Origin of the sequence: Streptomyces sp. NPDC057438 (genome assembly GCF_042802995.1) — a bacterium.
Taxonomy (GTDB): Bacteria; Actinomycetota; Actinomycetes; order Streptomycetales; family Streptomycetaceae; genus Streptomyces.
Map to the genome: position 1 here is coordinate 45,877 of NZ_JBHVDD010000056.1, position 18,235 is coordinate 64,111.

Annotated in this window: 15 protein-coding genes; 11 read left to right on the forward strand and 4 right to left on the reverse strand. The window is 72.0% G+C overall.

The window, feature by feature from the left end; genetic code table 11:
* Positions 1-11: 11 nt before the first annotated feature.
* Complete coding sequence (locus ACFU5F_RS26710; RefSeq protein ID WP_383892130.1) at positions 12-821, reverse strand: dimethylarginine dimethylaminohydrolase family protein; 810 nt, start codon at positions 819-821, stop codon at positions 12-14.
* A gap of 681 nt (positions 822-1,502) precedes the next feature.
* On the opposite strand from ACFU5F_RS26710, the gene ACFU5F_RS26715 reads away from it, so the two are divergent.
* The 6 genes from ACFU5F_RS26715 (at position 1,503) to ACFU5F_RS26740 (ending at position 8,313) form a co-directional block, all read left to right on the forward strand.
* Positions 1,503-2,741: a 3-deoxy-7-phosphoheptulonate synthase gene (locus tag ACFU5F_RS26715; RefSeq protein ID WP_383892133.1), complete on the forward strand. Its 1,239-nt coding sequence runs from the start codon at positions 1,503-1,505 to the stop codon at positions 2,739-2,741.
* A gap of 73 nt (positions 2,742-2,814) precedes the next feature.
* Positions 2,815-3,633, forward strand: coding sequence for a 2,3-dihydro-2,3-dihydroxybenzoate dehydrogenase (locus tag ACFU5F_RS26720; protein WP_383892137.1), 819 nt, complete (start codon positions 2,815-2,817; stop codon positions 3,631-3,633).
* Positions 3,634-3,787: 154 nt separating this feature from the next.
* Positions 3,788-4,465, forward strand: coding sequence for an isochorismatase family protein (locus tag ACFU5F_RS26725; RefSeq protein WP_383892140.1), 678 nt, complete (start codon positions 3,788-3,790; stop codon positions 4,463-4,465).
* Positions 4,462-6,660, forward strand: a complete 2,199-nt coding sequence (locus ACFU5F_RS26730; protein ID WP_383892143.1) for an anthranilate synthase family protein — start codon at positions 4,462-4,464, stop codon at positions 6,658-6,660. The genes ACFU5F_RS26725 and ACFU5F_RS26730 overlap by 4 nt, the downstream gene beginning before the upstream one ends.
* A 30-nt stretch (positions 6,661-6,690) precedes the next feature.
* Complete coding sequence (locus ACFU5F_RS26735) at positions 6,691-7,389, forward strand: HAD family phosphatase (RefSeq protein ID WP_383892146.1); 699 nt, start codon at positions 6,691-6,693, stop codon at positions 7,387-7,389.
* Positions 7,390-7,539: 150 nt separating this feature from the next.
* Positions 7,540-8,313 (forward strand): SDR family NAD(P)-dependent oxidoreductase, encoded by a 774-nt coding sequence (locus tag ACFU5F_RS26740; RefSeq protein ID WP_383892149.1) that lies wholly within the window; start codon positions 7,540-7,542, stop codon positions 8,311-8,313.
* A 187-nt stretch (positions 8,314-8,500) separates the two neighbouring features.
* Here ACFU5F_RS26740 and ACFU5F_RS26745 read toward each other — a convergent pair whose 3' ends face one another.
* Entirely contained in the window at positions 8,501-9,499 is a 999-nt protein-coding gene (locus tag ACFU5F_RS26745) for a ScbA/BarX family gamma-butyrolactone biosynthesis protein (RefSeq protein ID WP_383892152.1), read from the reverse strand.
* A 178-nt stretch (positions 9,500-9,677) separates the two neighbouring features.
* On the opposite strand from ACFU5F_RS26745, the gene ACFU5F_RS26750 reads away from it, so the two are divergent.
* Entirely contained in the window at positions 9,678-10,319 is a 642-nt protein-coding gene (locus tag ACFU5F_RS26750; protein ID WP_383892156.1) for a ScbR family autoregulator-binding transcription factor, read from the forward strand.
* Positions 10,320-11,237: 918 nt separating this feature from the next.
* On the opposite strand, the gene ACFU5F_RS26755 is transcribed toward ACFU5F_RS26750, so the two are convergent.
* Entirely contained in the window at positions 11,238-11,945 is a 708-nt protein-coding gene (locus tag ACFU5F_RS26755) for a ScbR family autoregulator-binding transcription factor (RefSeq protein ID WP_383892159.1), read from the reverse strand.
* A 200-nt stretch (positions 11,946-12,145) separates the two neighbouring features.
* On the opposite strand from ACFU5F_RS26755, the gene ACFU5F_RS26760 reads away from it, so the two are divergent.
* Positions 12,146-13,357 (forward strand): IS701 family transposase, encoded by a 1,212-nt coding sequence (locus ACFU5F_RS26760; RefSeq protein WP_383892162.1) that lies wholly within the window; start codon positions 12,146-12,148, stop codon positions 13,355-13,357.
* Here the strand turns inward: ACFU5F_RS26760 and ACFU5F_RS26765 are convergent.
* Positions 13,337-14,248: a shikimate dehydrogenase family protein gene (locus ACFU5F_RS26765; protein ID WP_383892165.1), complete on the reverse strand. Its 912-nt coding sequence runs from the start codon at positions 14,246-14,248 to the stop codon at positions 13,337-13,339. The two genes, ACFU5F_RS26760 and ACFU5F_RS26765, sit on opposite strands and share 21 nt — an antisense overlap.
* A gap of 369 nt (positions 14,249-14,617) precedes the next feature.
* On the opposite strand from ACFU5F_RS26765, the gene wrbA reads away from it, so the two are divergent.
* From wrbA to ACFU5F_RS26780, 3 genes are all read left to right on the forward strand, one after another.
* Entirely contained in the window at positions 14,618-15,232 is a 615-nt protein-coding gene (gene wrbA / locus ACFU5F_RS26770; protein WP_383892168.1) for an NAD(P)H:quinone oxidoreductase, read from the forward strand.
* A gap of 262 nt (positions 15,233-15,494) precedes the next feature.
* Complete coding sequence (locus ACFU5F_RS26775; protein WP_383892171.1) at positions 15,495-16,700, forward strand: 3-hydroxybenzoate 6-monooxygenase; 1,206 nt, start codon at positions 15,495-15,497, stop codon at positions 16,698-16,700.
* 47 nt (positions 16,701-16,747) lie between these two features.
* Positions 16,748-18,235 (forward strand): ABC transporter substrate-binding protein (locus ACFU5F_RS26780; protein ID WP_383892173.1); only part of this gene is annotated, 1,488 nt, incomplete at its 3' end.

Sequence of the window (18,235 nt, forward strand, 5' to 3'; positions counted from 1 at the left end):
CGGCCCCGGCGTCATGAACTCCGCCGCGCCGGCGGGTTGTCGAGCGTGAGGGCGGTGCAGCGGACCCCGCCGCCGCCCTTGGCCAGTTCGGTCGTGTCGAGTTCGACCACTTGCAGGCCCCGGTCGCGCAGCGCGGCGGCGAGCAGCGGCGCGCCCCGCGTCATGGTCACGGTGGTCCCGTCGCTGACGAGGTTCAGCGCGAACCGCGCGGCCTCCTCGACGGACACCTCCACCAGGTCGGCCCCGAGCCCGCGCAGGGTCCGCAGGCTGGGTGCGTCGAGGGCGTCCGGGCAGTACGCCAGCAGGCCGGGGGCGATGACACCGACGGCCAGGTCGAGGTCGTACCAGTGGCAGCTCACCGTACGCAGCGGTACCACCTCGTAGTCCAGTTCGCGGGCCAGCACCCGGAGCATCCGCTCGTCGGTGCGCTGGCCGTACGCCGTGAGCAGCAGGTCCCCGTACGCCAGCGCGTCGCCCTGACCGCTGAACGCGTACGGCGCCTCGACGACCTCGAACCCGCGGTCGACCAGCCATTCCTCGAAGTATGGCAGTTCGCCCTTGCGTTCGGGCGGCGGGTTGCCGAGGACGGCCCGGTCTCCGCGGAGGACGGCGGCGTTGGCGGTGAACACCATGTCCGGGCAGTTCGGTGCGGACGCCACGTACTCCACCTTGCGGCCCGCCGCGAGGTGGGCGGCCACGATGGCCTGGTGCTCGACATGGGCTGCCTCGATGTCGGGCTGGACGGCCGTGTCCATGTAGGGGTTGATCGCGTAGTCGACCCGGAAGTGGCTCACGTCGGAGACAAGCAGTTCGCTGTTCACGGTGCCCTTTCTGGTGGTCTGCCGGAGCCGCCCGGTCGGCCGGGCCCCGTACGTCTCGCGCGGCCGCGTCGGACCGTACCGACGGTGTGTTCGGTCCGGTCCCGGCTGGGGTGATCGGCGGCCGCGTACCACCGAGTCCACCAGCGCCCCGGATTGACCGGGAGCTTTGAACGGGGAAAGCAATCAAGTCCGCGGTGGGCCGGCGCCGTTCAACCGCCACAGCTCTCCGGGGCGCGAGCCCACCCTGCCCGTGGCGCGCACCCACGCGGCCCGTGGCGCGCGGCACGCGGCCCCGGACGTCGGCAGCTCCGGCAGACGGATGTCGGCACCCTCGGCAGGAACCACCCCGGACCGCGGCACCCCCGCAGGACACCGCCCTGGACCTCGCCGCGCGCCAAAGGTACGGACTTGACGGAGTCCGCCCGGCACTTCCCGAGAAGGGGATCGGGCCGGTGCGCGGTCGCGGAGTATTCGAGGAGCCGGTTTTCGCACGGCTTCGCATTCCGGCGTACGGCGAAGTCCCCCGGATCCCGGCGCAGTCGGCCGCCGCGCGGTCGACCGCCCGTGCCACGACGGCACGCTCGGCGAAGGTCGTCCGTCCGCGCGGCTCGGGGAGCGGTGCGGCGTTTCGGACATGCCCTCTCAGTTTCGGTGAACGATTCACGACCACGGAGGTTCTTGGTGACCAGCGACGCGATCGCGACCCGACCGGTGTCAGCCGGGCCGGCCCTGTTGGAGGACCCGGGAGAGCTGTGGCGGGCCCTCCCCGCACGGCAGCAGCCGGAGTGGGAGAATCTCGACCTCCTGGCCACCGTCACGTTCGACCTCGCCGACCGGCCGGGGCTCGTCACCGCCGGGGAGGTGGCCGAACTGCGCGGTCTGCTGGCCCAGGTGGTGGCCGGACGGTTCCAGGTGGTCCAGGCGGGGGACTGCGCCGAGGACCCGGCCGAGTGCGAGCCCGGCCACGTCACCCGCAAGGTGGCGCTGCTGGAGGCCCTGGCCGGGGTGATGTCCATGAACACCCTGCTGCCCACGCTCAGGGTCGGCCGGATGGCGGGCCAGTTCGCCAAGCCGCGCTCCCGCCCGACCGAGCTGGTGGACGGCGTCGAACTGCCCGTCTACCGGGGCCACATGGTCAACGGCCCGGAGCCGGACGCGCGGTCCCGGCGCCCGGACCCGCGCCGGCTGCGCTCGGGCTACGACGCGGCGAGCCGGGCCATGGAGGCGCTGCGGTCCCGGATCGCGGTGCAGCCCCCGGCCTTCGTCACCCCGGTGTGGACCAGCCACGAGGCCCTGCTGCTCGACTACGAGGCGCCGCTGATCCGCACCGACGAGACGGGCCGGCGCTATCTCGCCTCGACCCACTGGCCCTGGATCGGCTACCGCACCAACCAACTGGACGGTGCCCATGTCGCGTTGCTGGCGTCCGTGGCCAACCCGGTGGCCTCCAAGGTCGGCCCGGACATGCGGGCCGACGATCTCCTGGCCCTGTGCGAACGGCTGGACCCCGACCGCGAGCCGGGCCGCCTCACGCTGATCGCCAGGATGGGCGCGGACGCGGTCGCCGAGCGGCTCCCCGCCATGGCCGCGGCCGTGCGCGACGCCGGGCACCCGGTGGTGTGGCTGTCGGACCCGATGCACGGCAACACGGTCAGCGGCACGGGCGGCCTGAAGACCAGGCTCGTGGGGAGCGTCGTCCGTGAGGTGCGGGAGTTCCAGAAGGCGATCGACGAGGCCGGCGCGGTCGCGGGCGGTCTGCATCTGGAGACCACTCCCGACGACGTCGTCGAATGCGTCGACGACGCGCGCCTCATGGACTCCCTCGGGGAGCGGTACACGAGTCTGTGCGATCCGCGGCTGAATCCGGTGCAGGCACTGGAGGTCGCCGCCGCCTGGCAGGGCCGGTCCCTTCTGCGATGACGCGCCGCGTTCTGACCTCACAGCGAAACCCCTGGCCGGCCCCGGCCGATCGTCGTCGATCTTTGGACTCGTCATGGATGTCGGTGCAACAGACCATCTCGATGGAACAGACAACGTCGATGGAATAGCGCACAGCGTCGCCCTGGTCACCGGTGCCGCCGGAGGCATGGGCGAGGCCGTGGTGCGTACCCTCGCCGCGCGTGGAGCCGTGGTCGCGATGCTCGACCGGAGAGCGGACCGGCTGGAGGAACTGGCCACGCGGATACGGAAGTCGGGCGGGCGGGCGGAGGCGTTCCCCGCCGACGTGACGGACGGTGCCGCCGTCGAGTCCGCCGTCGAACTGGTGGAGCGGCGTCTCGGCCCGCTGGACCACCTCGTCAACGGTGCCGGGGTGTTGCGTGCGGGCCGGGCGTGGGCCCTCACCGACGAGGACTGGGCGGCCACCTTCGCGGTGAACACCGCGGGCGTCTTCCACGTCTCGCGCGCCGTGGTCAAGCGCATGATCGAACGGCGGCGGGGAGCCATCGTGACGGTGGCGTCCAACGCGGCCGGCACACCCCGGACGGACATGGCCGCGTACGTGGCGTCCAAGGCGGCGTCGACCATGTTCACCAAGTGTCTGGGGCTGGAGGTGTCGCGCTTCGGCATCCGCTGCAACGTGGTGGCCCCCGGTTCCACCGACACCCCGATGCTGACCGCCCTCTGGGACGCGGACGCCGAACGGGCGTCGATCGACGGCGTTCCGTCCGCCTTCCGCGTCGGCATCCCGCTGGGGCGCATCGCGCGCCCGCAGCACATCGCCGACGCGGTGGTGTTCCTGCTCTCCGACCGGGCCGCGCACATCACGATGCAGGACCTGACCGTCGACGGCGGCGCGGCGCTGGGTCACTAGGCCGTGTCGTCACCTCCCGTCGACGCCCGGAGGGCGGCCTCGCGGCGTCACGGAGATCCATCACCAGCCCCGGGGGCGCGGGGCACGGTGCGAGTCCCGCACCGCGTCCCCGCGCCTGCGGGGCCGCACCGGCCCCGGAGAGGAGACATCTCGTATGGGAATCCCGGCCATCGCGGCCTACCCGATGCCGACCGAGGACGAGCTGCCGCAGAACACCGCCCGGTGGACGGTGGATCCACGGCGGGCGGTCCTGCTGATCCACGACATGCAGAAGTACTTCGTCGAGCCCTTTCCCGCGGGCCGCTCCCCCGTGACGGAACTGGTCCGCAACGTCACCGCCCTGCGGGAGCGGTGCGCGGCGCTCGGCGTCCCGGTCGCCTACACCACCCAGCCCGGCGGGATGACGGAGGAACAGCGCGGTCTGTTGCGGGACTTCTGGGGCCCCGGGATGACGGTCGCCCAGGAGCACCGCGAGGTGGTCGACGCGATCCGGCCCGACGCGGGCGACCTGGTGCTGACCAAATGGCGTTACAGCGCCTTCCATCGCACCCGGCTCCTCGCCTCGATGCGGGAGCGGGAGCGCGACCAGCTCCTCGTGTGCGGTGTGTACGCCCACGTCGGAATCCTCATGACCAGCGCGGACGCCTTCGCCTCCGACATCCAGACGTTCCTCGTCGCCGACGCCGTCGCCGACTTCACCCCCGAGCACCACCGGTTCGCCCTGCGCTACGCGGCCGAGCGGTGCGCGATGACGCTGACGACCGCGGCCGTCCTCGACCGGCTCTCCCCTGCGGAGACCGGCGGCCGCCCCCGCCGGGAGGGAGCGCCATGACGCGCACGGAACGTGACGCACCGAAGGGACCGAGCGGGACGCGTGAACCGAGCGGGCCGAGCGGGTGGCGTGCACCGGCCGGGCCCGGTGAGCTGGGTGAACCGAGCGGGCCGTGTGAGTCGCGTGAGCCGGGCGCCGCGTACGACGCGTCGCCGCTCGGGCCGGTCCTGGCAGCTCCGCACCCGGAGTTCGCGTTGCTCCACCGGCCGAGGACCGGGCCGGCCGACCGGATCGAGGTCCTGATCGGCGACTCGGCGGAGGTGGCGTGCCTGGCCGACATCCCGCTGCGGGGCGACGCCGTCGGCCGGGACGCCCCACGAGCCGCGGGCACCGGGAGCGCCGAGCACGAGGTGCTGGTCGTGATCCCCTACCGTCAGCTCTCCGAGCGCGGGTTCGAGGCGGTGGACGACGGAGCCCCGGTGATCACGTTGCGGGTCCGTACGCAGACGTCGATGCCCGTCGCCGAGGCGCTGACGCGGCTGCCGGACACCCGGACCGACTTGGCCGGCGGTGACTTCGACCTCGACGACGCGGCGTACGCGGACCTGGTCCGCCGGGTGGTCGAGGAGGAGATCGGCAGCGGCGAGGGCGCCAACTTCGTGGTCAGGAGGACGTTCGTCGCGGACATCTCCGCGTACTCCCCGCTCCTGGCGCTGGCGGTCTTCCGCCGTCTGCTGGAGCGGGAGAAGGGGGCGTACTGGACCTTCGTCGTCCACGCGGGCGGCCGGACGTTCGTCGGCGCGACCCCGGAGCGGCATCTGAGCCTGTCGGACGGCATCGCGGTCATGAACCCGATCAGCGGCACCTACCGGTACCCGGCACAGGGCCCCACGCTGACCGGGATGCTGTCGTTCCTCGCCGACGCCAAGGAGGCCGACGAGCTCTCGATGGTCGTCGACGAGGAACTGAAGATGATGGCCCGGATCAGCGACTCCGGGGTCCGGGCGCACGGTCCGCGGCTGGTCGAGATGGCAGGTCTGGCGCACACGGAGTACGTCGTCGAGGGCCGGACGCGGGCCGACGTCCGCGACGTCCTGCGGGAGACCCTGTTCGCGCCGACGGTGACCGGCAGTCCGCTGGAGAGCGCGGCCAAGGTCGTCCGCCGGTTCGAGCCGCACGGCCGTGGCTACTACAGCGGGGTGCTGGCGCTCATCGGCCGCGACGCCGAGGGCGGGCGCACCCTGGACTCCTCCATCCTGATCCGGACGGCCGTCATCGACGCCACGGGCCGGCTGACCCTCGGGGTGGGCGCCACCGTGGTCCGCGACTCCGATCCGATGGCGGAGGCGGCCGAGACCAGGGCCAAGGCGGCCGGACTCCTCTCCGCCCTCGGCCACGCTCCCGAGCCCGAGCCCGAGCCCGAGCCCGAGCGGACCGTGCCGCCCTCGGAGCCCGGGTCGAGGCCGGGGCCGGGGCCGGGGTCGGCGTCCTTCGCCCGGCATCCCGATGTGCTCGCCGCCCTGCGGCAGCGCAACAGCGCCCTCTCCTCCTTCTGGCTGGGCGACACCGCGCCCGGCGCCCGTCCGGTGCCCGGGCTCGTCGGCCGCAGGGTGCTGGTGGTGGACGCGGAGGACACCTTCACCGCGATGTGGGACCACCAACTGCGTGCGCTGGGACCGGTCGTGACCGTCCGCCGCTACGACCTGGAACCGTACGACCTCGACGCCTACGACCTCGTCGTGCTCGGGCCGGGGCCCGGGGACCCGAGACGGTCGCGGCACCCGAAGATCGCCCGGCTGCGCACGCTCACGCGGCGGCTGCTGGACGAGGGGCGGCCCTTTCTGTCGGTGTGTCTGAGCCACCAGGTGCTGAGCAGCTTGCTCGGCCTCGACCTGGTCCGCAAGGAACACCCCGACCAAGGGGTGCAGAGAAAGATCGATCTGTTCGGGAGGCCCGAACTGGTCGGCTTCTACAACACCTTCGCCGCCCGCGCGGACACCGATCTGATCGTCGCCCCGGAAGTGGCGGACGCCGTCGAGGTGTGCCGGGACCCGGAGAACGGACAGGTCCACGCCCTGCGCGGGCCGGGCTTCCGTTCGGTGCAGTTCCACCCCGAGTCGGTGCTCAGCCAGAACGGCCCGGGTCTCATGGCCGATCTGCTCGTCCCGCTCCTGGAGGAACGGCGCCCGCCCGCGGACCGGGTCCGCACCGGCCCGGGCACGGAACGACGGGATCTTTGCGTCCCCGCTCACTAGGATGACCCCGCCGACAGGAGGGGGAAGGGCATGACGGGCGGACGGCTCCGACATCTGCGCGCGGCTGCGGTGAACATCGACGGGGTGATGCTGAACGACACGTTCAGTCCGGTGATCCACCACTTCATCGTCAGCCGGGGCGGTGTCTACACGGCGGACCTGGAACGGCGCATCTTCTCCCAGCGACAGGCCGACGCCGCACGAGTGATCGCGCAGGCGGCGGGGGTCGCCTGGTCCCCGGAGAAGGTCCTGGAGGTGTACTTCCGCGAAAGGGCCGAGTACGTGGAACGCCACGGCGTGCGGATCCTCGACGGAGCGCCCGCCCTGGTCGGGCTGCTGCGCGCGTCGGGTCTGCGGACGGTCTGTTACGGCGGCCTCGACCGCTCCCACTTCGACAGCGCCCTCGGCGAGCACGCCGGCCTGTTCGACGACCCCGGGTACGTGTGCACCGACGCCTACCGTCCCGGGATCCGCGAGCTCGTCACGGAGACGTTCGCGCTGCGGCCCGACCAGGTGCTCGTCATCGACGACGTGGCGCGGGTCGCCGAGACGGCCCGCGGGCTCGGAGTGCCCTTCATCGGCTGCCCCAGCGACTTCGCGCACGGTTTCCAGCGGGAGGCGATGCGCGAGGCGGGGGTACGGCATCTGGTGCGGTCGCCGGCCGGGATCGGGGAGGAGCTGCTGCGCACCCTGGACTCAGAGGCGGCGGCCGGGACCTGCTGGCGGTGACGGGGAACGGAACCATGGGCGGGGCCGGCGGGGCGAGACCGATGAGCGCGACGCCGATGCGAGACCGACAAGTCGAAGTATCTTGCGCCATCGGCCAATTGAGAGGCGTGATTCCGTTCTGTGACGGCCCGGCTGCGCTATGAAGTGGGCATGACATCCTCAGGGAGTGGACTCCTCGCCGACAAGGTCGCCCTCATCACGGGAGCGAGCAGCGGGATCGGAGCGGCCGCCGCAAGGGTCTTCGCACGCGAAGGCGCCGACGTGCTGCTCGTCGCCCGACGAGAGAGACAACTGGCCGAACTGGTCGACACGTTGCAGGCCGACGGACACAAGGCCCGGTACGCGGTCGCCGACGTGGCACACGGCAGCGAGGTCGCCGAGGCGGTACGGGCGGCCGTCGAGCACTTCGGACGACTGGACGTGGCCTTCAACAACGCCGGATACGGAGTGGGGCAGACCCCGCTCCATCTGATCGACGACGAGACGTACGACCGGATCATGGACACGAACGTACGCGGCGTCTGGAACTGCCTGCGCCACGAGATCGCCGCGATGCTGGAGACGGGCGGTGGCTCCATCGTCAACACCAGCAGCGTGGGCGGCCTGGTGGCGACGCCGGTCGCGGCGCCCTACGTCACGTCCAAGCACGCGGTCGTCGGCCTGACCCGGGCGGCGGCGGCCGAGTACGCCGACCAGGGCATCCGGGTCAACGCGGTGGCTCCGGGGACGACGCGCAGCGAGATGGTGACCGACTGGTTCCGGGAGAACCCCGCCGTGGAGCCGATACTCCACCAGCTGACCCCGCAGTCGCGGACGGCGGAGCCCGAGGAGATAGCCGAGGCGGCCGCCTGGTTGTGCAGCGACCGCGCCTCGTTCGCCACCGGGGTGGTCCTGCCGGTGGACGGCGGGTTCACGATCCTCTGACCGGACGACGAACGGGGTTCCGCATCACGCGGAACCCCGTTCGTCGTACCGCGTCGCGCTTCACGCCTCGGTCGTGTCCGTAGCGCTCCACACGTCCGTCGTGTGCATCGCGTGTGTCGCGTCGGCCGCGACCGGTGTCCGCCGCTTCCGCCGTGGCGGCCGGCGAGCCCCCTCCCCCGAGGCTCGCCTACGCGGTGGGCGCCGCCAGGACGATGGTGCTGGTGAACGCCGTACGGCCGTCCTGTTCGGCCCGCACGGAGACGACCCTGACCGCCGGATCGGCCGACTCGCACTCCTCCGCCTCGATCAGGCAGGGCGCGTCGAACTCCACGTACCGCTCGAACGCGCTCTCGGTGGAGATCACCCTGCTGCCGGGGGCGAGAACCCGTGTGACCTGCCGGGCGGCCTCCAGCAGCACCATGCCGGGTATGTGGTCGTTGGGGTGCTCGAAGAGGATGGGGTGCCGCTGGTCGGCCCGCAGCACCCACCGGCCCGCGGACTCCCCCGGGGCGAGCACCACGTCCGGGGCGTACCGGCGGTCGACCAGCGCGGGCTCGACCGGTTCGGCCAGCGGCGTCTCCACCCGGGAGGCATGCGTCAGCCGCTCGCCGCGGATCCGGCGGTAGACCTGCGGCCGGAGCATGCTGGCCCTCGCCACGCCCGAGCCCACCGGCCGGCCGTCGCGCATGATGTCGACGTGGAAGTCCACCCCGGCCACCTGTCCGCCCCTGCGCCGCACGTTCTTCGTGGTGATGGACAGCGACAGCTCGGCCGGCGTCCCGAGTATCCGCAACTGCTCGGGCTCACAGGTGTATTCGAGACCGTTCAGGATGAAGTGGCTGTCGAGCGGAACACCGAACTCGGCGTGCGAGAGCAGGGTGCCGACCTGACGGATGGTCTCCGCGACCAGCGTCGGGTCGTAGTGCTCCCCGCACGAGGACGTGAAGTAGCTGTGTGCGCGCGGCCACTGCGCGGAGGCCACGAAGCGGGAGTCGTCGAGGCGCTGCCACCCGGTCAGCAGGACCTCGGCCACGGCGGCGCGGTGCACGTACTCCTTGGGCACCGTGGTGGTGAAGCGCGACTGCCGCCTCTGGGCCGGGATGAAGACCTCGGAGCTGGAATCGGAGCCGTAGAGCCGGTCGAGCAGCGGAAGCGGGGCTTCCAGTTCCACGTCGTTCTCGAGCATTGTTACGGACATGTCCCCCCCAAAAGGAGATTCGAACCCCTGTCGGCTCCATCACAATACAGGTCAGCCGGTTTTTTTCCAGCGTCTGAGGGCACTGACTTGATAAGTTGTCGTACCGGCCGTTCCGAGCACCGTCTCCGGTCGGCGGTGGCAAAACCTCGAGTACAGGAGAAACCGCATGGCACAGCAGGCGCGGGCAGTGGAGACGAGGCGGCTGATCCTGCAGGGCGCGGCGTTGGTCTTCGACGAGATGGGCTACGACGCGGCCTCGATCAAGGAGATCCTGTCCAGGGTGTCGGTGACCAAGGGCGCCCTGTACTTCCACTTCCCGTCCAAGGAGGACCTGGCGCGCGGCGTGCTGGAGGAGCAGACGCTCCACCTGCACGTGTCACCCCAGACGTCCAAGCTGCAGGAAGTGATCGACCTGACCATGGCGGTCGCGCACGCGCTGCCGAACGACGCGATGCTGCGCGCCGGGAGCCGTCTGGCGTTGGAACGGGGGTCCATCGACTTCAGGGCGGACAGCCCCTTCCTGTCCTGGGCCAAGGTGTGCGAGGACCTGCTGGAACAGGCCAGGCGCGGCGGCGAGGTGCTGCCGCACGTCGACTGCCACGAGACGGCGGAGCTGATCGTCGGATCCTTCACCGGGATCCAGGCGTTCTCGCAGATCAGCTCGGCTCTGCTGGATCTGGAGAAGCGGGTGTCGGCGATGTGGAAGCACATCCTGCCGTCGGTCGCCATCCCGGCCGCGCTCGCCCGCCTCGACACGGCCCCCGACCGCGGCGCCCGCCTGCAGGAGGCGGCGCTCGCCCAGCAGTGACCAGGGGGCCCTCGGCCGCTGCGAGCGGCGGACGGGCCCCGGACTCACTCGTACCGGCGGCCCCCGCCCAACACTCGGCCCGACTCCGGGCGGCACGGGACCGTCAGCCGCCCGCGCGCCACGGGCGCGTAGAGGGCTCGACCCGTGCCGATCAGCGTGCGCGGGCGCTCGGCCGACCGCGAACCGGTGGCGCACGCCGGCCGCACCCCACGCGTCGGACGCCGCGACGGACGGCGCGGACACACCCGGCCCACCTCCGCCGACGGGCCCCACGGCCACTCCGACCCGCGCCGATCGACGGCGCGGGCGCTCGGCCCTCCCCGAGGCCTCAGGACGCCCGCCGCCGATCCACGCGACGGCGTACGAGGACAGCGCCCGGGGAACAGCGCGAGGAAAATCAGCCCCGTAGGCCCACCCCGCGCGCGGGCGCATCACCCTCGCGGCGGCCGCACAAGAACGGCACGAAGGCACTCCGGCACCTCGGCCGGCCGGCCCCGGGCCGGCCGACCGGGCGGCACGCGGAGCCGCGCCCGCCCGGTTGCACCTCGACTCGCGGGGCCACCCGCAGCACCCACCTCGACCGGCGGGCCCCGAGCGTCGAGTCGGCACCGCGCACCCGGGTGGGCGAGGACGCGTGGACGTACGGACGCCCGCCCGTCACCGCACCCACCCCGACCGCCGGCCCCGAACGCCGGGTCGGCGCCGCGTACTCGGGCGAGGACGCGTGAAGCGCAAGGACGCCCGCCCTACACCGCCCTGACCGGCGGCAAGAGGATCTCGACCGCCCCACCTCAGCCAACGCCGGTCGACGGCCCCGGCCCACGCCCCTCCCCCGCCGGCGCCCCGCCGCCCGTGCCCTCAGGCGACGACGCCCCGCGGCCCGTGCCCTCGGGCGCCGGCGAAACGCCCCGCGGCCCGTCACCCCACACCCGCCCGCCCCGGCGAACCCGCCCGCTCCCCCGGGCGCCCACGGTCCCGCAGTCCGGCGCCGCGCGGGGCCGGGAGGGTGGCGCGGCCGGAGGGGCGCAGTCGGCCGATCCGGTCCGGGGACGCGAGGGCGGGCAGCAGGGACTCCCAGACATGGGTGACGGTCGCCGTGGCCAGCCAGCTGCGGTCGTGACGGGACAGCATCTCGACGCCGGCGGTGGCCGCGGTGAGCATCCGGGCGGCCTGAGCCGGGTCCAGACCGGGCAGCAGCTCCCCCCGGCGGCCGGCCCGCGCGAGCAGGAGCGCCACGGCCCGCCGCCAGCTGGGGTAGGCGCCGGGGTGGCCGCTGCCGCCCGGTCGGCGCTCGTCGGACAGCCGCAGACCCGCCCGGAACACGACGTCGTGCCTGATCCGGTGGGCCAGACCGTGGGTCGTGTCGATCAGCACCTGCAGCACGGGCCCGCCGGGCGCCCTGGCCGCACGGAGGATGATCCGCCAGTCCGCGCTCGCCTGCGCCGCGACGGCCTGGGCCAGCTTCTCCTTCGAGGTGAAATGGAAGTACAGGGCCCCTTTGGAGACCCTGGCCGCCTCCACGATGTCACTCAGACTCGTCGCCCCGAAGCCCCTCGTGTCGAAGCAGACGGCCGCGGCCCGGACGATCTGCTCGCGAGTGCGTTCGGCTCGCTCTTGGCGTGGCATGGCTTCTCCCTCGTCACGGCGATCTCCCTCGGGCCCGCGCCAGAGTGCAGCCGGTGAACACCCCCACAATAAACCAACCGTGCGGTATATTATCGCCTCAGGTCGACACCGCTCAGCGAGCAACGCGACTTGACGAAGTATAGAAAACCAACCGTCCGGTATTGTATGGTCGGTCTCGACGACCAGCAGAAGGAGGGGCCATGGAAGCCGTGGAGAGCGATGACCGGGCGCAGACCTGGGGAGACGTCGCGGACGACTTCGTCACCGACTTCTGCCGGCGGATGCTGGCCTCGCTGAAGCGACGCGACCAGCGCACCCGGGGCGAGTGGTACGTCTCCGGCCTGCTGTCCGTGCCGGGACGCAAGTCCATGCGCGCCCTGGCCGCCGTGACCGACCACGGTGCGGCGGAACAGAGCCTGCACCACTTCATCAGCGACTCCTCCTGGGCCTGGGCACCCGTACGACAGGCTCTCGCCCGCCATCTGGACCGGGTCCTGCTGCCGCAGGCCTGGGTGATCGGGTCCATGGCCATCCCCAAGGCGGGGGCGCACTCGGTCGGGGTCGAGGAGTCCTTCCGGTTCGACCTCGGCCGGGTCGTCAACAGCCAGCAGGCCTACGGCGTCTCGCTGGCCAACGAGCAGTTGAGCGTGCCCGTCAACTGGGGCCTCAACCTGCCGGCCGAGTGGCTGGAGAACGCGGAGCGACGGCGCCGGGCCCGGATCCCGGACGACGCCACCGCCATGAGCGTGGAGGAGGGCGCGGTGCACACGGCGGCCGAACTCGCCGACTCGGCCTGGGGATTGAGGCGCCGACCTGTGGTCCTGGACGCCCGCACCCTGGACGCCCCCGCCCTGCTGGGGGAGATAGCCCGCCGGGGAATCCCCTTCGTCATGCGCGTCGACGAGGCGACCCGGGTGCTCGGTTTCGACCCCGGTCAGCCCCATGCGGGCAAACAGCTGTTCCAGGCACGGCAGTTGGTGGAACGGGGGAAGAAGCTGTCCAAGCCGGTCTGCTGGGTCGACCCGGAGTACTCGATCACACGGTCGGTCCTGGTGAGCGGAACCAGGGTGACCGTGCCGACCGGAGGCGGGCCGGGCCTGCCCGCACCGCCCGATCAGGCGCTGACGCTCGTCGCCGGCTGGCCGATGCAGAAGGGAGGCTCACCCGAGCTCTGGCTGTCGAACCTGGTGGACGTGCCGCCGGCCGCGCTGCTGCGCCTGGGGCGGCTGACCCGGCGGGCGAGCAAGGACTTCGCGGAGGTCAGCACCCGGGTGGGCATGCGGGACTTCGAGGGGCGCTCGTACGCCGGCTGGCACCGCCATGTGACGCTCTGCTCCGTGGCGCACGCGATCCTGGTGCTCTCCTCGGCACGCCGGCAACACCTCGGCGTCTCACAGGGGCTGTCCGCCTGAGACGGCGGGCTCGGCCTCCAGGCCCGCTCGCCGGACCAGTTCGGCGTGGGCCGCGGCGCGCATCGCCGCGACCGGCACTCCGCTCCGGCCGGTCAGCAGCTCGATCTGCCGCTCGGCCCGGTACAGCAGCGGGGACACGCCCTCGATGACGATGCCACCGACGAAACCCGCCGCCTTGGTCAGCCGGGTCGGCCAGGCCGAACACGCCGCGTCGAGGACGGCGGCGCCGGAGCGGGCGACCCTCGGGGCGAGGGCGTCGGCCGCGCCGGCGGGCAGGGTGGAGACCACGACGCCGACGCCCGGGAGCAGCCGGTCCAGCTCGTCGAAGCGGTGCAGGTCGACCGAGACACCCAGCCGACCCGCCGCCGCCTCGGCCTCCCTGGCACCTCCGGGCTCCCTGACCACGACCACCGGCTCCCGGACACCTACCTCCCGCAGGGCGGCCAGCGCGGCGCACGCCGCGGCTCCGCCGCCCAGCACCACGGCGGATCCCGGCGCGTCGAGGCCGGCCTGCCGCAGCGCGGCGACCATGCCGTGCACGCCGCAGTGGTCACCGAAACTCCGGCCCTGTCGCAGGACCACCGTGTCCGCGCCGCCCACGTCCAGGGCCAGATCCGACACCTCGTCGACCAGCGGCAGCACGGCCCGCTTCAGCGGGGTGGTCAGGCAGAGCCCGGCCCACTCGCCGCCGAGCGAGTCGAACAGCGCGGGCAGGGCGGCTTCGTCGCACTCGACCGCCTCGCAGTCCCGGCGAAGTCCCATGGCCGCGTAGGCGGCCCGATGCAGCGTGGGCGACAGGGAGTGGCCCGTCGGCGACCCGAGGACCGCCACGCGGTTGCCCTCGCCGTTCCCGGAAGGTGTCCGGTCCATGGGTGTCCGGTCCGTGTACATGGATCGTGGACGCTCCTTCCGCGTCGGAGAGTGGACTTCGGATATCGGGACAGTTTAGGAGCCGGATCCGCGGGGTGGCGCGCCGACTTGACATAGACCGGCGGTGAATCGAATCGCTCCCCCTCCCTTCTCGATCCCTCACCGCCTCTTCCTGATCCCTTCCTGCCCTCTCTTCCTGATCCCTTCCTGTTCTCTTCTCGATCCGGCGTCTCTCCCGCGAACGGCCCGCGTTCTTCCGGCCGTCCGCAAGGTGACGAAATCGTGGCCGACCGTTCGCCGTGACGCCCGTGGTCCAGGAAGAGTCATTTCTGCGCGGCCCGCTCATCGGTTCGCCCCGTCCGGCAGTCCCTGCGAATTGGAGTTCTGATCGTGACCAACGTCGCCGTCATCTACTACTCGTCCACCGGTCATGTGCACAAGATGGCCGAGGCGGCCGCCGTGTCGGCCGAGAAGGCCGGCGCCGAGGTGCGCCTGCGCAGGGTCGCCGAGACCGCCTCGGAGTCCGTGGTCGCCGCGAGCCCGGAATGGGCCGACCATGTCGCCGCCACCGGCGGCATCGCCACGGCGACGCTGGAGGACCTGGAGTGGGCGGACGTCCTGCTGTTCGGTACGCCCACCCGCTTCGGCCTGCCGGCCGCCCAGCTGAAGCAGTTCATCGACAGCACCGGTGACCTCTGGAACCAGGGCAGGCTGGTGAACAAGGTGGTCTCCTCGTTCACGTCGACCTCCACCAGCCACGGCGGCCAGGAGAGCACCCTGCTGGCGCTGAACAACACCTTCTACCACTGGGGCGCGATCATCGTCGCCCCCGGATACGCGGACCCGATCCAGTTCTCCGCCGCCAACGGCAATCCGTACGGCACCAGCCACGTCTCGCACGACACCACCCCTCCCGGCGAGGAGAAGCTGGATGCGATCGATTTCCAGGCCCGCCGCGCGGTCGAGATCGCCACGGCCCTCAACATCGGCCTCAAGGCGCTCTGATCCGACGCCGTCACGAGCGCGGGAATTCCGGTGGGTTCGGGCGAGTTCCGATGCGTTCCGGTGAATTCATCGCATATCCGCGCCCGTTACGGGCCGGCGTCGGCGATCGCGGCAGGAAGCAGAAATCGGAAGCGGAAATACGGCAGGCGCTGCGGAGCCCCGCGGCGCGGCCTTTCCCCCACTGCTCCCCCACTGCCGAAACCGTTCCGCCGGCGGCCCGAGCACGACCGAACGATCCACGACCAGGAAGCCGGGAAGCGAGATGGCGCAGATACTCGTCGCAGGAGGCGGCATAGGCGGGCTGGCGACCGCGATGAGCGTCGCCCGGCAGGGTCACCGTGTGCTGGTGCTGGAGGGCCGCAGTGACTTCGCCGAGCTCGGCGCCGGCATCCAGCTGGCACCCAACGCGTTCCACGCCCTCGACCGGCTCGGTGTCGGGGACTCCGTCCGGGCCCGGGCCGTCCACATCGACGAGCTCAGCCTCATGGACGGGACCACGGGAGCGCGGATCGCCGGCCTGCCGCTCGACGACGCGTACCGCCGGCGCTTCGGCAACCCGTACGCGGTGGTCCGGCGCGTCGACCTGTACGCACCGCTGCTGCAGGCCTGCCGGGCCTCGTCCGCCGTCCGGCTGCGCACCCGCGCCCGGGTGCTGCGCTACACACAGGACGACTCGGGCGTGACCGTGGAGCTGGCCTCCGGCGAGCGGGTCCGCGGCGCCGCGCTGATCGGCGCCGACGGCATCCGCTCCGCCGTGCGCGGCCAGCTGGTCGGCGACGGCCGCCCCCGGGTGTCCGGGCACACCATCTACCGCTCCGTCATCCCGATGGAGGCGGTGCCCGAGGAACTGCGCTGGAACACGGTGACCCTGTGGGCCGGGCCCGACCGGCACTTCGTCCACTACCCCATCGGCAACGGCAGGTTCCTGAACCTGGCCGCCACCCGTGACGACGGGGCGACGGAGGAGGTCACGGGCACCCCGGTCCCGCGTGAACGGGTGCTCGCCGCCTTCCCCCGGCTCAGCGAGACCCCCCGCAGACTGCTCGGCCTCGGCGAGGGCTGGCGCTCATGGGTGCTCTGCGACCGCGACCCGGTCCGGCGGTGGACCGACGGCCGTGTGGTCCTCGTCGGCGACGCGGCCCACCCCATGCTGCAGTACGCGGCGCAGGGCGCCTGCCAGACCCTGGAGGACGCCGTGGTCCTCGGTGACCTGATCGGCACCGAGGAGGCGGCCTTCGAGCGGCGGTTCGAGGAGTTCGCCGACGAACGGCTCGACCGCACCGCCGCCGCCCAGCTCGCCGCCCGTGCGATGGGCAGCCGGATCTTCCACGCGAGCGGAGAGGCGGCCCGGCGGCGCGACGCCGAGCTGGCCGCGCTGTCCGCGCGGGACCTGCGCGACCGGGTCGAGTGGCTGCACGGCGTCCGCGCCGGTGCCCAAGGCGCACGCCCGGCGTACGCGGCCGGCTGATCACCGCCCCCGACCACACACCCGAGGACCTGAGGAGACGCACCCGTATGAAGATCATCAGCTGGAACGGCACCGAACCGGAGAACCCGCTGGTGCCGGGCGACGCGACCGAACGCGACAGCGTGAAGATCGTGAACGCCCTGTTCACCGGCCTCGTCGAGTACGACCCGGACACGGCCGAACCCCGTCCGGCGGTGGCGAAGTCGATGGAGTCGGCCGACTCCCGGGTCTACCGGATCACCCTGCACCGGGGATGGACGTTCCACGACGGGACCCCGGTGACCGCCGCGAGCTTCGTCGACGCCTGGAACTACACCGCCTACGGCCCGAACGGACTCCAGGGCGCCGAGTACCTTTCCCACATCCAGGGCTACGAGGCGACCCAGAGCGGATCGACGGACGAGCTGTCGGGCCTGAAGGTGATCGACGACCACACCTTCGAGGTGACCCTGTCGGCACCGTTCTCCGCGTTCGTGACCCAGCTGGGCTACACCGCGTTCTTCCCGCTGCCGGAGGCGTTCTTCGCCGACCGTGCGGCGTTCGAGACCCACCCGGTCGGCAACGGGCCGTTCCGCTACGACTCGCGCGTCCCCGGCGAGCACATCCTGCTGATGCGCTACGACGCCTACGCCGGAGTCCGCACCCCGCGCGTGGACGGCGTGGAGTTCCGGTTCTACCGCATGCTGGAGGACGCCTACGCGGACGTGGTGGCGAACAAGCTCGACTACCTCGACTTCGTCCCGGCGGACGCGCTCGACGGCGGCAGGTACAAGCAGGAACTGGCCGGACGCTGTGTCTCCAAGCCGTACATGGGTGTGCAGTCGATCTCGTTCCCGATGCACGACGAGCGTTTCGGCGACCCCCGGCTGCGTCAGGCGCTCTCCATGGCCATCGACCGGCAGTACGTGATCGACAAGGCGTTCGACGGTGACAAGATGCTGCCGGACGGACTGGTGCCGCCGATCGTGCCCGGGTACGGCGGCGGGGCGGGCGGCGAGCTGTGCACCTACCAGCCGGAGAAGGCGCGGGCGCTGTTCGATGCCTCCGGCTTCCAGGGCCCCATCGAACTGACCTCCAACGACGACTCGGCCAACCAGGTGTGGATCGACGCGGCCTGCGAAACGATCACCGCGGCCCTCGGCGTCGAGGCGCGCTACGCGCCGGTCCCGACGTTCGGCGAGTTCCGCAAGCTGATCAACGAGCGGAAGATCACCACCGTCTTCCGCTCCGGCTGGGTGGCGGACTACCCGTCCATCGAGAACTTCCTCAACCCGATCTTCCGTACGGGCGCGGCGGTCAACGGCTCCGGCTACTCCAACCCGGAGGTGGACGCGCTGCTGGCCGAGGCCGACGCGGCCCCGACCGAGCAGGAGGGCTGGGCGCTCTACCAGCGGGCGGAGCAGCTGATCCTCCAGGACATGCCTGCGATTCCCCTGTGGTACCAGAAGGTGGAGTCGGGCTGGTCCACCCGGACCAGGAACGTCACCGTCACGCCGCTGCTCCAGCTGGATCTGTTCGATGTGACGCTGGAGGAC